The sequence below is a fragment of the Zhenhengia yiwuensis genome, assembly GCF_014384995.1.
Classification (GTDB): domain Bacteria; phylum Bacillota; class Clostridia; order Lachnospirales; family Cellulosilyticaceae; genus Zhenhengia; species Zhenhengia yiwuensis.
Genome location: NZ_JACRSY010000005.1, coordinates 116,723 through 130,406, shown reverse-complemented (window position 1 = coordinate 130,406; position 13,684 = coordinate 116,723). Strand labels below are relative to the sequence as shown.

Annotated in this window: 15 protein-coding genes; 10 read left to right on the top strand and 5 right to left on the bottom strand. The window is 38.8% G+C overall.

Going from position 1 to position 13,684, the window contains the following annotated elements; translation table 11 throughout:
* Positions 1–487: 487 nt before the first annotated feature.
* The 10 genes from H8718_RS04595 to H8718_RS04550 all read left to right on the top strand — a co-directional run bounded on the left by H8718_RS04595 (position 488) and on the right by H8718_RS04550 (position 8,205).
* Complete coding sequence (locus H8718_RS04595) at positions 488–1,513, top strand: molybdopterin-binding protein (RefSeq protein ID WP_249331907.1); 1,026 nt, start codon at positions 488–490, stop codon at positions 1,511–1,513.
* A 2-nt stretch (positions 1,514–1,515) separates the two neighbouring features.
* A complete protein-coding gene (locus tag H8718_RS04590; protein ID WP_249331905.1) occupies positions 1,516–2,721 on the top strand; it encodes a molybdopterin molybdotransferase MoeA in 1,206 nt (401 codons plus the stop codon).
* A 66-nt stretch (positions 2,722–2,787) separates the two neighbouring features.
* Positions 2,788–3,273, top strand: a complete 486-nt coding sequence (gene moaC / locus H8718_RS04585) for a cyclic pyranopterin monophosphate synthase MoaC (RefSeq protein ID WP_249331902.1) — start codon at positions 2,788–2,790, stop codon at positions 3,271–3,273.
* Positions 3,245–3,757, top strand: a complete 513-nt coding sequence (gene mobB, locus H8718_RS04580) for a molybdopterin-guanine dinucleotide biosynthesis protein B (protein ID WP_249331899.1) — start codon at positions 3,245–3,247, stop codon at positions 3,755–3,757. Before moaC ends, mobB begins: the two co-directional genes overlap by 29 nt.
* Positions 3,758–3,786: 29 nt before the next feature.
* A complete protein-coding gene (gene moaA, locus H8718_RS04575) occupies positions 3,787–4,764 on the top strand; it encodes a GTP 3',8-cyclase MoaA (RefSeq protein ID WP_249331897.1) in 978 nt (325 codons plus the stop codon).
* Between the two features lies 1 nt (position 4,765).
* Entirely contained in the window at positions 4,766–5,203 is a 438-nt protein-coding gene (locus tag H8718_RS04570; protein WP_249331895.1) for an MOSC domain-containing protein, read from the top strand.
* Entirely contained in the window at positions 5,196–5,708 is a 513-nt protein-coding gene (locus H8718_RS04565; protein WP_249331893.1) for a MogA/MoaB family molybdenum cofactor biosynthesis protein, read from the top strand. The genes H8718_RS04570 and H8718_RS04565 overlap by 8 nt, the downstream gene beginning before the upstream one ends.
* 30 nt (positions 5,709–5,738) lie before the next feature.
* Positions 5,739–6,506, top strand: a complete 768-nt coding sequence (modA, locus tag H8718_RS04560; RefSeq protein ID WP_249331891.1) for a molybdate ABC transporter substrate-binding protein — start codon at positions 5,739–5,741, stop codon at positions 6,504–6,506.
* Positions 6,507–6,518: 12 nt separating this feature from the next.
* Entirely contained in the window at positions 6,519–7,151 is a 633-nt protein-coding gene (gene modB / locus H8718_RS04555; protein ID WP_249331888.1) for a molybdate ABC transporter permease subunit, read from the top strand.
* Positions 7,152–7,155: 4 nt separating this feature from the next.
* A complete protein-coding gene (locus H8718_RS04550) occupies positions 7,156–8,205 on the top strand; it encodes a sulfate/molybdate ABC transporter ATP-binding protein (protein WP_249331885.1) in 1,050 nt (349 codons plus the stop codon).
* Positions 8,206–8,237: 32 nt separating this feature from the next.
* Here H8718_RS04550 and mobA read toward each other — a convergent pair whose 3' ends face one another.
* The 5 genes from mobA to H8718_RS04525 form a co-directional block, all read right to left on the bottom strand.
* Positions 8,238–8,819 (bottom strand): molybdenum cofactor guanylyltransferase, encoded by a 582-nt coding sequence (gene mobA, locus H8718_RS04545; protein ID WP_249331883.1) that lies wholly within the window; start codon positions 8,817–8,819, stop codon positions 8,238–8,240.
* Between the two features lie 92 nt (positions 8,820–8,911).
* Complete coding sequence (locus H8718_RS04540; RefSeq protein ID WP_249331880.1) at positions 8,912–9,874, bottom strand: TDT family transporter; 963 nt, start codon at positions 9,872–9,874, stop codon at positions 8,912–8,914.
* 35 nt (positions 9,875–9,909) lie between these two features.
* Positions 9,910–11,148, bottom strand: a complete 1,239-nt coding sequence (locus H8718_RS04535) for an NAD(P)/FAD-dependent oxidoreductase (protein WP_249331878.1) — start codon at positions 11,146–11,148, stop codon at positions 9,910–9,912.
* A gap of 3 nt (positions 11,149–11,151) precedes the next feature.
* The gene (locus H8718_RS04530; RefSeq protein ID WP_249331876.1) at positions 11,152–11,556 is read right to left on the bottom strand and encodes a 4Fe-4S dicluster domain-containing protein; all 405 of its coding nucleotides are present in this window, start codon (positions 11,554–11,556) and stop codon (positions 11,152–11,154) included.
* Between the two features lies 1 nt (position 11,557).
* Complete coding sequence (locus H8718_RS04525; RefSeq protein WP_249331873.1) at positions 11,558–13,642, bottom strand: molybdopterin oxidoreductase family protein; 2,085 nt, start codon at positions 13,640–13,642, stop codon at positions 11,558–11,560.
* Between the last annotated feature and the right edge of the window lie 42 nt (positions 13,643–13,684).

Below are 13,684 nucleotides of genomic sequence, written 5' to 3'. Positions count from 1 at the left end.
TAACATTCTTCTTAGTACAATTTAAGTTGTTTAGGCAACTGGTATCACTATTTAGTTTAGATGAAAAATAGTAGCACATCATTGCAGAAGAGGGCTACTATTTTTTTGTGATTTTTTCAATAAGCAACACTATAAATGTTAAAAGTGTTAATAGAAAAGAACCCGCAAGTGATACCAGTAGCCCGCTCAAACTATGAAATTGTAGTCTAGATTATAACATAAGATGAAACTAGTTACCATAAAAATGGTAATCTTAGTAACAGAAATAAATAAGTAAAAAGATGATGTCTAAATAATAGGCGTCATCTTTTTTTGCTTAAAATGATAGAAAAGTGTATTGGCTTTTAGAGATAGGTACAACATAAGCCTAAGAAAGTGTGATATTTATTACGGAAAGAAATGAAAAGATAGAGTAAAATGGAGATAGTATATTTTTTAACAATCATTAACGTATTATAGTCCTTGATATATAAAGGAGGTAAACAAGGTGAAACAGATTCGTACAGAAGATGCAGTAGGTCATGTACTTTGTCATGATATTACGCAAATTATTAAAGATGTCACAAAAGGTGTAGCTTTTAAGAAAGGCCATGTAGTTAAGGCGGAGGATATTCCTGTTTTACTCTCCATTGGTAAGGAACATTTATATATTTGGGAAAAAGATGAGAACATGCTTCATGAAAATGAGGCTGCTGAGATTTTATATGGCATTTGTCACAATGAACATATTAAGCCATCTGAGGTGAGGGAAGGAAAGATAGAGGCCATTGCCACATGTGATGGGCTTTTTAAGGTAGATACTGAAAGGCTTATAGAGATTAATAGCATTGATCAAGTCATGATTGCGACGCGTCATACCAACTTAGCTGTAAAAGCAGGAGAAAAACTGGCGGGTACAAGAGTTATTCCACTTTTAATAGAAAAAGAAGTGATGGAAGAAGTAAAAAGAGTAGCAGGGCATAAGCCACTTCTTCAAATTCTACCTTTTCAGCATAAAAAGGTAGGCATTGTTACAACAGGTAGTGAAGTGTATAAAGGGCGTATCCAAGATGCCTTTGGCCCAGTTATTCGTAAAAAGTTAGAGCCATTTGGCGCAGAGGTTTTAGGGCAACGTATTGTAGATGACAAAATCGAAAGGATTACAGAGGCTATAGAGGACTTCTTAGCACAAGGTGCGGATATGATTATTTGCACAGGCGGTATGAGCGTAGACCCTGATGATGTAACGCCAAGTGCTATTAAGGCGGTAGGGGCTGAAATTATTTCTTATGGTGCGCCAGTGTTGCCAGGCGCTATGTTTTTACTTGGTTATTACGGAGAGGACATTCCTGTTATGGGGCTTCCGGGCTGTGTTATGTATGCAGGGGCTACAGTATTTGACCTAGTCTTGCCACGTATTATGGCAGGCGAGAAGCTTAGTAAGAAAGACTTAGTGAAATTAGGACACGGCGGACTATGTACAGGATGTAAACCTTGTGTCTATCCACACTGCTCCTTTGGTAAAGGAGAATAGGTATGGTAGGAATGAATTTAGAAGAGGCCATTACCCTTTTAAGATCAGCAAGTAGGGTGCATTTGGAAGTAGAGGTGCTTCCTTTAAATCAGGCTAATGGACGTATTTTAGCCAGGGACTATAAGGCACCTATCTCCAATCCACCTTTTGACCGTTCCCCTTTAGATGGTTATGCCTTTAAGGCGGCTGATAGTGAGGGAGCATCTATCGATACACCTATTACTTTAAAAGTAGTAGGTGAAGTCTGTGCAGGAGATTACTTCCCAGAAGAAGTAGGAGATAAAGAAGCTGTTCGTATTATGACAGGTGCACCTATTCCAAAAGGGTGCGACTGCGTATTAAGACAGGAAGATACAGATGAAGGTGAAAAGGAAGTAAAGCTTTATAAAGCCCTTAAACCTTATGCCAATTACTGCTATCAAGGAGAAGATATTCAGGCAGGCACAACCCTTTTACAGGAAGGCGAGAAGCTCTCACCTGTCACTTTAGGCATTCTAGCCAGTATGGGTATAGAGCAGGTAGAAGTAAGAAGAAAGCTTAAAATGGGACTTTTATGTACAGGAGATGAGCTGACACCTTTAGGGCAACCTTTAAAACCAGGTAAGATTTATAATGCTAATGAAGTCATGCTAGAGGCAAAGGCTACAGCATTAGGTATAGAGGTACACGTCTTTAGAATGAGCGAAGATACAGCGGAGCAAGTAGCCCATGTATTAGAAAAGCATTGGAATGAAGTAGACCTTATGGTCACTACAGGTGGTGTATCTGTAGGGAAGAAGGATATTATGCATGAAGTGATTAAACTACTAGAGGCTAAAAGACTATTTTGGCGTATAGCTATGCAGCCAGGGACACCCGTACTAGCGGCCTTGTATAGAGATAAACTACTTGTAGGGCTATCAGGTAATCCCTTTGCTGCACTGGCAAACTTTGAGCTTCTCATTAGACCACTTTTAGCCCATCTTTCTGGGGATAAGAGCATTCAGCCTCTTTATACGGAAGGGCAGATGGCAAGTGTCTTTCTAAAGCATAGTCCAAAGAGACGTTTTATACGTGCTTCTTTTGAAAATGGAAAAGTAACACTTAATCATAACAATCATGCTTCAGGTTCTCTTTATACCATGAGCCTATGCAATGCACTTATTGACATTCCAGCAGGTACGAAGGGACTGGAAGTAGGCGATAAGGTTCAAGTTGTTTTAATATAAAACAAAAAATAGAAGTTCGTAATAAAAGTAAGCGATTAGGCCTAGATAAAAGAAAAGGTGATAAATATGGATGATAGATTAACACATTTTGATGCATCAGGAAATGCCGTTATGGTGGATGTTTCCGAAAAGGCAGTGACAACACGTATTGCCGAGGCAAGAGGCAGTATTCAGGTGAATCAAGCTGTATATGATGCTATTTCAAATGGAACAGCTAAAAAAGGCGATGTATTAGGTGTAGCAAGAATAGCAGGCATTATGGGAGCGAAGAAAACATCAGACCTTATCCCAATGTGCCATTCTCTTATGATTTCTAAATGCACAGTAGACTTTACCATGCATCCAGAGACTTTAAGTATTGAAGCATGCTGCATTGTTAAAGTAAGTGGACAGACAGGCGTGGAAATGGAAGCCTTAACAGGTGTAAACTTAGCACTTCTTACGATTTATGATATGTGCAAAGCTATGGATAAAGGGATGGAGATTACAAATGTTCGTCTTATAGAAAAGCAAGGTGGTAAAAGTGGACACTATAAAAGAGAAGAAGCCTAAAGTTTTTGCTGTAAGTGGTATTAAAAACTCAGGTAAAACCACTTTAGTGGAGCAGCTTGTAACAAGATTAACTCAGTTAGGATACAAAGTAGGTGTGATCAAACATGATGGACATGAGTTTGTGGCTGACCATGAAGGAACGGATAGCTACAGACATAAAGCGGCAGGGGCTAAGAATGTTATTGTCTATTCTAAGACCAAGATGATGATGGTACAGGAGCATGAAGAACCTTCTATTGAAAAAATGATAGCCTATCAGAAAGATATGGATATTGTTATTTTGGAGGGGATGAAATATTCTGCTTTTCCTAAAATAGAGGTAGTAAGAAGTGCTAGGTCTAAAGAAAGCGTATGTGACCCTGAAACTTTGTTAGCCATTGTAACAGATGTTCCATTAGAAACCAGCGTGCCTCTTATAGGCTTAAATGATATAGAGGGCGTTTTAGAGATTATCAAGGAGAAAATATTATCTCCTCTTAACTAAAAAATCTAGAAAGATTGGAGGAGAAGCTGATGGAAGATGGAAAACATAGATCTATAGATTACTTAAGAATTTCTGTTACAGACAGATGTAATCTAAAATGTGTCTATTGTATGCCTGAGGGCGACATCTCATGCTTAGAAAAGGAAGAAGTACTAAGCTTTGAGGAGATTATAAAAGTATGCAAAAGTGCAGCCAAACTGGGTATTAAAAAGATTAAGTTAACAGGTGGTGAGCCTTTAGTAAGACCTGACTTTGTAAGTTTAGTGAGACAGATTAAAGCTGTAGAAGGTATTGAAGAAATTACACTTACGACGAATGGGCTCCTCTTAGAAAAGCAGTTAGAGGATTTAATAGAAGCTGGTATTAGTCAGATTAATATTAGTTTAGATACTTTAGACCCAAAGCATTTTAAGGAAATTACAAAGGTAGACGGTTTAGATAAGGTATTAGCAGCTATTCATAAGGCAGCCCATAGTGACCTAAAAAGGGTGAAAGTTAATGCCTTAGTCGCTAAACATCTAAATGAAGAAGCTATTTGCGCTCTTGCTCAATTAGCTCAGCATGATGCTATTCATGTACGCTTTATTGAGCTTATGCCTATTGGACTTGGTAAACAGTTTGAGCGTATAGGTAAAGAAGAGATTATAGCTATACTTGAAGAGAAGTTTGGTATACTTAAGCCTTATAAAGGCAAACTAGGCAATGGCCCTGCTCAGTATTGGGAGATAGAGGGCTTTAAAGGTAAGATTGGCTTTATTAGTGCAGTGAGTGAGTGTTTCTGCGATGCATGTAACCGCATCCGCTTAACAGCAGATGGTTTCTTAAAGCTTTGCTTACACTCTAAAGCAGGACTTGATGTGAAACACTTATTAAGAAGTGGTATTAGCCAGGAAGAACTAACCAGGCTTATAGGAGAAGCTATTCATTACAAACCAGAAAAACATCATTTTGGTGATGCACCTAGGGAAGAAGACGAAGATAAAATCATGGCACAAATAGGAGGTTGACATGGGAGAAGTGATGGCACTATGTATTAGTGAAAAACGAGGTACACAAAAGATTAATATTGAAGAAGGTAACTTTATAGAGGACTTCGGCATTGAAAAGGATGCCCATGCAGGGAAATGGCACCGTCAAGTCAGCCTCATTAGTCATGAGCAAATTGAAGCTTTTAAAGAAAGAGGTGCCAAGGTAGGACCAGGTGCTTTTGGTGAGAACCTTATTGTAAAAGGGTTTGACTTTAAGCATTTACCAGTAGGAACACGTTTTCAGTGCAATGATGTGATTTTAGAAATGACACAAATAGGTAAACAGTGTCACCATCATTGCCAAATCTATTATCAAGTAGGAGACTGCATTATGCCAAGAGAAGGTGTATTTGCACGCGTTATTCATGGGGGCACTATTAAAGTAGGTGACGAAATGAGGATGATCGAAAATGATTAAAGTAGGCATTATTACCGCCAGTGATAAAGGTTCTAAAGGTGAAAGAGAAGATAGAAGCGGCGAAGTCATTAAGGAAATGGTAACTGCTAAGGGTTGGCAAGTCATAGACTATGTGATTTTGCCAGATGAAAGAGAACAGCTTAGTCAAAAGATGAAGACTTGGTGTGATACAAGGCATGTCGATTTAATCTTAACAACAGGTGGGACAGGCTTTTCAAAAAGAGACTGCACACCTGAAGCAACCCTTGATATTATAGAAAAGCAAGTACCTGGTATACCAGAGGCTATGCGTTACTATAGTCTTCAAATTACACCAAGAGCCATGTTAAGCCGCAGTGTAGCAGGCATTCGTCGGGATACGCTTATTGTGAACTTACCAGGTAGCCCAAAGGCAGTACGTGAAAATCTAGAGAGTATACTAGATAGCCTGGAACATGGAATTGGAATCTTAAAAGGGAGTGCATCAGAGTGTGCCATGCCAGAGCATAGCACTAATAGAGTATAATAAGTATAGGAAGTAAGTAGGAGGTGCGGCTTGAAGAAAATATTACACGTTTTAGTAATCAGCCTTCTTGTCTTCCTTGTAAGTGGCTGTAGTCAAAAGTCGCTTTCAAGGGAACTGACTATTTCGGCAGCGGCCAGTTTAACAGATTGTATGGCAGATATACAAGAGGCTTTTAAAGGGCAGTATCCAGATATAGCTTTGAAGTTTAACTTTGGCAGTTCAGGGGCCCTCAAGGAGCAGATTGCGCAAGGCGCGCCAGTAGATGTCTTTTTCTCAGCAGGGAAAGCGCAAGTTCAGACGTTAATAGAATCAGGGCTTGTAGAAGAGGAGAGTACGAAAGAGGTCCTTCGTAATAAGCTTGTGCTCATTACAGGAAAAGATGATAGTAAATCTTTAAGCTTTAAGACTTTAGGTGAAACAGACTTAGAGAAACTTGCAGTGGGAGACTTTGGAAGTGTACCAGTAGGACAGTATACAGAAGAAGTTTTTAAAGCCTTAGGGCTTACAGATCAGTTAAAAGATAACTTGGTTTACGCTAAAGATGTAAGGGAAGTACTCTTTTGGGTAGAGACAGGTAACGCAGAGGCGGGTATTGTTTATGAAACTGATGCAAAGGTGAGTCAGAAAGTAATAATCTGTGACAGCGCAGATGAAAGTTGGCATGATCCTATTATTTATCCTGTAGCGCTTATAAAAGGCAGCCCTCGCTTAGAAGAAGCTAAGCTTTTTACAGCTTTTCTCACTTCTAAGGAAGCACAAGATATCTTTCGAGCATATGGTTTTACACCTCAAGAATAAGGAGGAGCAAAGATGCCTATGGATTTAAGTCCGCTTATTTTATCCTTAAAAATAGCTTTAACAGCTCTAAGTATTGTGTTCCTATTAGGTGTTGGAATGGCGAGATTATCTATGAACTTACAAGGACGTATGAAGTGGTTTTTAGATGTATTATTTACCTTGCCTTTAGTCCTGCCCCCTACTGTTATAGGTTTTATATTATTAGTCCTCTTTGGTAAAAAGGGGCTTAACTTAAATATTATTTTTACCCCTACAGCCGCTGTTTTAGCGGCTGTTGTTGTAGCTTTTCCACTTATGTACCGTGGGGCAAAGGGGGCTTTTGAACAGGTAGATGAAGAAGTGATTTGGGCAGCTAGGACTCTTGGACTATCAGAACTTCAAATTTTTATGCGTATTCTTATTCCCGAGGCCTTACCAGGTATTTTAGCAGGGCTTATTTTAGCTTTTGCAAGGGCACTAGGAGAGTTTGGGGCTACGCTTATGATTGCAGGGAATATTCCAGGTGTAACCCAAACCATGCCCCTAGCTATTTACTTTGCTACAGCAAATGGTAAGGTGGAGCTTGCAGCTTTTTGGACGGCTATTATCACCCTTATCTCTTGTATCATGTTAGGATTAATGAATTACTTTAATAGAAGGAGCTAAGAGTATGAGTCTAAAAATCCATGTTGAAAAGGTATTAGAGGGATTTAACCTCAAAATAGATTTAGAGACAGAAGATGTGGTCACAGGACTTTTAGGCTATTCTGGCTCGGGTAAATCGATCACACTTAAAATGATTGCAGGGATCATCCTACCAGATAGGGGAATGATTACCCTTAATAATAGAGTGCTCTTTGATTCGAGGCGTGGGATTAATCTTAAACCACAAGAGCGGAATGTAGGACTTATGTTTCAAAGCTATGCCCTTTTTAATCATATGAGTGTTTATGATAACATTGCCATTGGTATGAAAGGGACTAAGGAAGAAAAAGAGAAGCGTATTAGGGATTATCTAAAGTTCCTAGAACTTGAAGAACTTGAACGTAAAAAGCCCAAGGCCCTTTCAGGTGGACAAAAGCAAAGAGTAGCACTGGCTAGAATCCTTGCTCAAGAGCCAGATCTTTTAATGCTAGATGAACCTTTTTCTGCGCTAGATAGCCACTTGCGTCAGACACTGGAGGAACCTTTCCAAAAAGCTTTAGAAGCTTTTAAAGGGAGTGTGTTGTATGTATCTCATAATAAAGAGGAAGTTTATCAATACTGCCAAGAGGTAGCTATTATTTCAGAGGGAAGGGTTATAGAACAAAATAGAACAGAAACAATCTTTAAAAGACCTACCACCTTAACTGGGGCAAGACTCACAGGACGCTGTAATGTGGCACCTTTAACACAAATAGATGCACAGACAGTAGGGGTGGAAGCTTGGGGGCTTAAATTAGAAGGCTTAACGATTTCAGATGATATAGGGTATGTAGGTATTAGAGAAAGTGATCTAGTCATCACGCCTTATTCAGGTAGCCAAAATCATGCTAGTGCACAGGTAGGGAAGGTTATGGCTCTACCTGACAAGGTGAGGATAGAATTATACTTAGAAGATGGCTCCAAACTTCTATATAGTTGTAGTAGACGAGAATACGAAGGCATAGAAGAAATACTTGGTGAGCAGAAGGTAGGTATTGTAATAGATACTTCAAAATTATTATTTTTACGAGATTAGTTTAACCTTCCTAGTACAAAAAGAAATGCTTACTACTTCTCTAATAGTGCTTCGTACTCCTTCGGTGTATTAATATTACGAAGAAGTTTTTCACTAAAAGGCGTCTCATTTAATGGAACGATTTTAGCGCCTGCACGTTTAAGGAGAGCACCAAGGCGGTAGTTTTCATTTTCAATCTGCTCTTTAATAAGAGGGAGCATGGTTTTAGAATAAATGCCGCCAAGTGGGTAGAAGCGCCCGCTAGAGTCTGATACGACAATGCAGGAGGTATCAGGTTCAAGCTGACTATAAAGATAGTTAACAAACTCAGCCTCCATAAAAGGCATGTCGCAGGCGGTGATAAACACATAGTTAGACGGCACCTTAAGGAGCGTAGAGTAGATACCCCCAATAGGGCCAATCTCTTTATAGCAGTCTTCTATAAGAGGGTAAGGCAGATGGCTATAAAGGGATTTATCATTAACAGAAAGATAGATAGGCCCGCAGGACTTAAGACTTGTAATAATCTGATCGAGAAAGCTTTTCTCGTGAAGCTTTAAAAAGGCTTTATGCTGGCCATTCATACGTTTATTTTGACCACCCATTAAAATAAGAGTAGCTAGATTTGATATCATAGAAGTATCCTTTCTTTCATATAGAATAAAGACTGTTAGAGTTAGTATTACTTTAACAGTCTTTTTATATTTCATTATTTAAGTGTTATGTATTAAGCAGATTCGTTTGTTTTAAAGCTTTTAACAAGCATCATAAAGAAGTTAAATACTACAAAGGCAACGATTGCTGTAGTCACATAAAGTTGTAAACCAGCAATTTGTTTAACCGCATTGCCAAAGGCTTCATGGCCTGCATTAATAAGGAAAGCAGACATTTTATTAGAAGCAACAATACCGATAGCCATTGGGAATGTAAGGCCTGCAAAGCCTGGATGGAAAGTGAAGGAGAAGAATTTTGGTAAGTTCATCACCACATAAAGAAGTGAAACAAAGACAATAGCATATAAACTATAAACAATCCATACATTTGGCTCGGTAATGAAGTTTAGGTAACTTACAAGGCAAAGGCTCGTTGGTGCTAAAATAATAGCTTTTGTCATAAAGAGTGGACCTGTTGTAATAGGGTATTTAATCAGCCTTACAACCATTAAAGGAAGTAAAATAGCTAAAGCAACAAGACCATAGTAAACGATAAATTTACCAATAGCAGGTTCATTCATAGGAACACCTACTACAGTAGAAACCATAATACCATTAAAAGTTACAAACCAACTTGGTACGAAAGTATCTTTATTAAAGCCTTTAATAACATTTCTATAAATAAACACGATTAAGTGGAGAGCATGAAGCCCAAGTCCTAAAGCCCAAATGGCTTTACCTATAACAGGACTAAAGTCAAATACATAACTTCCTAAAATCATAGTAATCATGGTAAACCCAGCGTATAAGCTAGCAGGTACAGTATTAGAGTATTCTGCTTTAACTGTTTTAAAGTGGCAGATCATTTTACCTACATAGCATAGCATAACAATGGCGCAGGCCCACATGGTTAAATGGCGAATCCAGGTGAAACCAAGTGGCGCCCACATATTTGAAAGTGTAGCTGCACCTACAAGCGTTGGCAAAATAGGAACAGGTAAGTTAGCAAGTTTAGCTTTAAGCGATTTTTGAGGCATAACAGTCTCCTTAATAAATAGATTTTATCCCGATTTTAGTGCTCTTTATAGGTGAACTCAAAGTTCTCAGTCATATTGAAGAAGTCTGAGTAGTCAATTTTAAAGAGTGGCTTTTTCACTTTAGAAACATCAATATTGTTTCGAATGAGCTGTGTTAAAACACCTGAATAGGCTAGGTCACCTTGGAGGATGGCACCATAGATTTTGCCGTCTTTGTGAACAATTTTCTTATAGTTGCCTTTGTCATCTTCTTCTATTTCAATGTTATAGTCTTCAGGGTTTTCTGGCTGCGCTAGGCCAAGTGACATAGTAGGGATATTTAAGAAGTTCATAGTAGACTTACTTGCGAAGAAGTCTGTCATTTCTTTAGTTTGCCCTGCCATATTGCTTGCAGCAACAATCCCTTCTTTAACAGCTACAGGCCAAATTGGATTACGTCCAGTAACATCACCTGCACCATAAACATCTGGGTGAGAAGTTTGACCAAGTGGGTCAATCACAAGACCAAAACGGTCTACTTCAATACCACTACCTTCTAAGAAGCCTACATTAGCACGTACTCCAGAAGCTACAATGAGAAGGTCACAAGGGATGACTTCATCACTGTTTAGTTTGATAGCAGTAATGGCGTTGTTTTCATCTAAGATAAGTTCTTTCGCACCTACGCTATAAAGCTGCTTAACACCTTTTTGGGCAAAAGCCTTTTCATAGCTACTGGCAGCCTTGTGGTCAAGCTGTATAGAAAGCATACGGTCACGCATTTCAACGATTGTAACCGATTTGCCTAAGTGGAGGAGGCCACTTGCAGCATCAATCCCTACAAGACCAGCACCCATAATTACTACGTTGTTTGCTGTTTTAGCTCGCTGCATAATAGCTTCACATTCATCAAGGTCATGGAACCCAATAGCATTATTAGCCTCTTTAAGACCTGGGATAGGTGGGAAGAAAACATGGGAGCCTGTGGCAATAAGCAGTTTATCAAAAGTTACTTCTTTGCCAGTAGAAGTTGTTACTATTTTATTTACAGTATCTACTTTTACAGCAGCCTCACCTTTTAACCAGTGAATACGATTTGCTTCTATAAAATCAGCTGGCACAAATTGAAGTTTATTAAGGTCACGAATCCCTTCAATATAGTGATGTAAAATACATCTTGAGTAAATATGCTCATCTGTTGAGATTAAAGTAATCTCAGCAGATGCATCAAGTTCACGTAGTCGTCTTGCACCGCTTATACCAGCAGCAGAAGCGCCGAGTACAACATATTTCATTTTTTATACCTCCCCTAAAGTAATAGCTTGCATTGGACATTTATCAACGCACATAGGCCCATCGCCTCGGTGAGCGCACATATTACATTTCATAATTTCTTGTTGTTTAAGGGAGTCACTTTTAAGTACCCCATATGGGCAAGCCATAATACACATATAGCAGCTTGCACACTGCTCTTTATCATATTCTACAAGACCAGTTTCAGGGTTTTTATGCATAGCACCTGTCATACATGTAAAGACGCATTCAGGTTCTTCACAGTGACGACAGAAAATCGGTGCATATTTATTTTCGCTATCGATGACAATACGGTTTCTAGGGTCTAAGCTGTCATTGCTAACCATACAAGCTGTTACACAAGTCAGGCAGCCGACGCATTTAGAACGATCGATTTTTATTCTTTTCATCTTAACATTCTCCTACAATTTTATAGATGTTAATGGGTGTGGTTTTATAGGATGGTTCTTTTGAGAACGGGTCATAAAGAGATGGTGTTAAGTTATTTGTTTCAATGTAATGCATTGGTGCATAAAGTTGGTTAACAGTTACATTTTCAGTAATTCTTGCAGCAAATCTAGAAGTACGGCCATTAATAGAAGCTACTTCAAAGATTTCATTTTCCTTAATACCTTTCTCTTTTGCAAGTTCAGGGTGAATGTAAATATAAGCCTGTGCTGCATAAGCATCTTCAGCTACGCCAATTTCTCTAGAACGTACTTGTGTATGCCACTGACCTACTGTGTCACGACCTGTATTTAAGATATATGGGAACTCGGCCGTTGTAGGAAGTGGGTTGTCCATAATCTTATCAAACATGAATTTTGCTTTTTTAGAAGGTGTGTAGTAGTTACCATCTTCAAAGAGACGACGTTCATCTTCTTCTAAAGTTTCACCTTCTCTAAATGGCCACTGAATACCAGCGCTGCCCTCAAGTGCCTTATAAGTTATACCTGTAATATCGCAAGGCATACCTTTTGAACATTTTTTCATAAGCTCAAAAATAGCTTCTGGTGTTTGCCAAAGGTCAAGTAAGCTGCCCATTCCAAGTGCCTTACCTACACCAAGGAATACCTCAAGATCTGTTTTTTCATGTTCAGCCTTAGAAAGGACAGGACGCATTGCAGAAAGACGTCTTTCTGTATTGATATAAGTTCCTGTTTTCTTAAGACCTGATACAACAGGGAAGAATACGCCTGCATCTTGAGAAGTATGTGTGTCGTCATAAATATCTTGGACGATGAAGAGCTCAAGTTTTTCAAGCGCTTCTTGGAAAGTCGTATTGTTAGTCCAAGAATGGCGTGGGTTTGTTGAAACAATCCATAGGGCTTTAATTTCGCCGCTGTTAATTTTCTCAATAATCGCATTATAAGGGAGAGTTGGTTTGTTAATAAGCTGTTCATCTGTAATTTGAAGTGCTTCACATACAGCCTTGCGTCTTACTAGGTTGTCATAGTCGCCACCACCGTAAAGGCCTGCTGTATTACTAAATACACGAGAGCCCATAGCATTACATTGTCCAGTAATAGAGTTAGCCCCTGTTCCTGGGCGGCCCATATTACCTGTCATAAGGGCAAGGTTAATGATCGATTGGGCTGTTCTTACTGCTTCGTAGCCTTGGTTAACACCCATTGTCCACCAGAAGGATACACGTTCACCTGTATGAATAAGCCCAGCCATTTCATAGAGTGACTCTATAGATAAGCCAGTCTCTTTAGCAACCACATCAGGTGTATACTCAGCTACAAGGTCTTTAAAGCCTTGGAAGTTTTCTGTATGAGCCTCAATATAGTTATGGTCTAGGTAATCTTTTTCGATCAGAATGTAAGCTAGTCCATAGAAGAGGTAAATATCTGTTTTACCATTTAAAGCATAGTGGTAATCTGACCTTTGTGCTGTTTCCGAACGTCTTGGGTCAATAACGATTACTTTTTTATTTGGATTATTACGGATACGGCTCCAAATAATTGGATGTGTAACGATTGGGTTAGCTCCAATTAAGAAAATGGTATCTGAAAGTTCAAAGTCATTTAAAGTATAAGGTGGTGCATCAAAACCAAAGCTTTGTTTATGGGCTACTACAGAAGTTGCCATACATAGTCTTGTATTCCCATCTACATGGCCTCTTAGGAAGTTACGCATAACATGAGAAAAGAGTGCCATTTCCTCTAAAGGAAGTTGGCCTGTACTAATAGCAGCAATGCTGTCACCACCATAAGTTTCTTTGATTTCAAGAAGCTTTTTAGCAACATAATCATAAGCTTCTTCCCATGTTGTTTCTTGCATTTCACCTTTTACGTTACGGATTTTTGGAAGAGGTGAAGGTTTGAATTTAGTGTTTTGTTTATCAAGTGAAATGCCTTTAATACAAGAAAACCCCTTGTTTACAGGGTAGTGTGGTGTAGGTATCACTTTTACGATCTGTTCATTCTCTACATAGAAGTCAAGATTACAAGCTAAAGAACATACATTGCATGTAGATTGTACTTTTTTCATGGAGAACCTCCCTTTTGATAATTAATTAACGATAGCTAGAGT

What these genes read in the sequence shown, in the direction of transcription:
- H8718_RS04590 (WP_249331905.1), top strand. Translation starts at nt 1,516, where the DNA reads ATGGTAGGAATGAATTTAGAAGAGGCCATTACCCTTTTAAGATCAGCA.
- moaC (WP_249331902.1), top strand. Translation starts at nt 2,788, where the DNA reads ATGGATGATAGATTAACACATTTTGATGCATCAGGAAATGCCGTTATG.
- moaA (WP_249331897.1), top strand. Translation starts at nt 3,787, where the DNA reads ATGGAAGATGGAAAACATAGATCTATAGATTACTTAAGAATTTCTGTT.
- H8718_RS04570 (WP_249331895.1), top strand. Translation starts at nt 4,766, where the DNA reads ATGGGAGAAGTGATGGCACTATGTATTAGTGAAAAACGAGGTACACAA.
- H8718_RS04565 (WP_249331893.1), top strand. Translation starts at nt 5,196, where the DNA reads ATGATTAAAGTAGGCATTATTACCGCCAGTGATAAAGGTTCTAAAGGT.
- modB (WP_249331888.1), top strand. Translation starts at nt 6,519, where the DNA reads ATGCCTATGGATTTAAGTCCGCTTATTTTATCCTTAAAAATAGCTTTA.
- H8718_RS04550 (WP_249331885.1), top strand. Translation starts at nt 7,156, where the DNA reads ATGAGTCTAAAAATCCATGTTGAAAAGGTATTAGAGGGATTTAACCTC.
- mobA (WP_249331883.1), bottom strand. Translation starts at nt 8,819, where the DNA reads ATGATATCAAATCTAGCTACTCTTATTTTAATGGGTGGTCAAAATAAA.
- H8718_RS04540 (WP_249331880.1), bottom strand. Translation starts at nt 9,874, where the DNA reads ATGCCTCAAAAATCGCTTAAAGCTAAACTTGCTAACTTACCTGTTCCT.
- H8718_RS04535 (WP_249331878.1), bottom strand. Translation starts at nt 11,148, where the DNA reads ATGAAATATGTTGTACTCGGCGCTTCTGCTGCTGGTATAAGCGGTGCA.
- H8718_RS04530 (WP_249331876.1), bottom strand. Translation starts at nt 11,556, where the DNA reads ATGAAAAGAATAAAAATCGATCGTTCTAAATGCGTCGGCTGCCTGACT.
- H8718_RS04525 (WP_249331873.1), bottom strand. Translation starts at nt 13,642, where the DNA reads ATGAAAAAAGTACAATCTACATGCAATGTATGTTCTTTAGCTTGTAAT.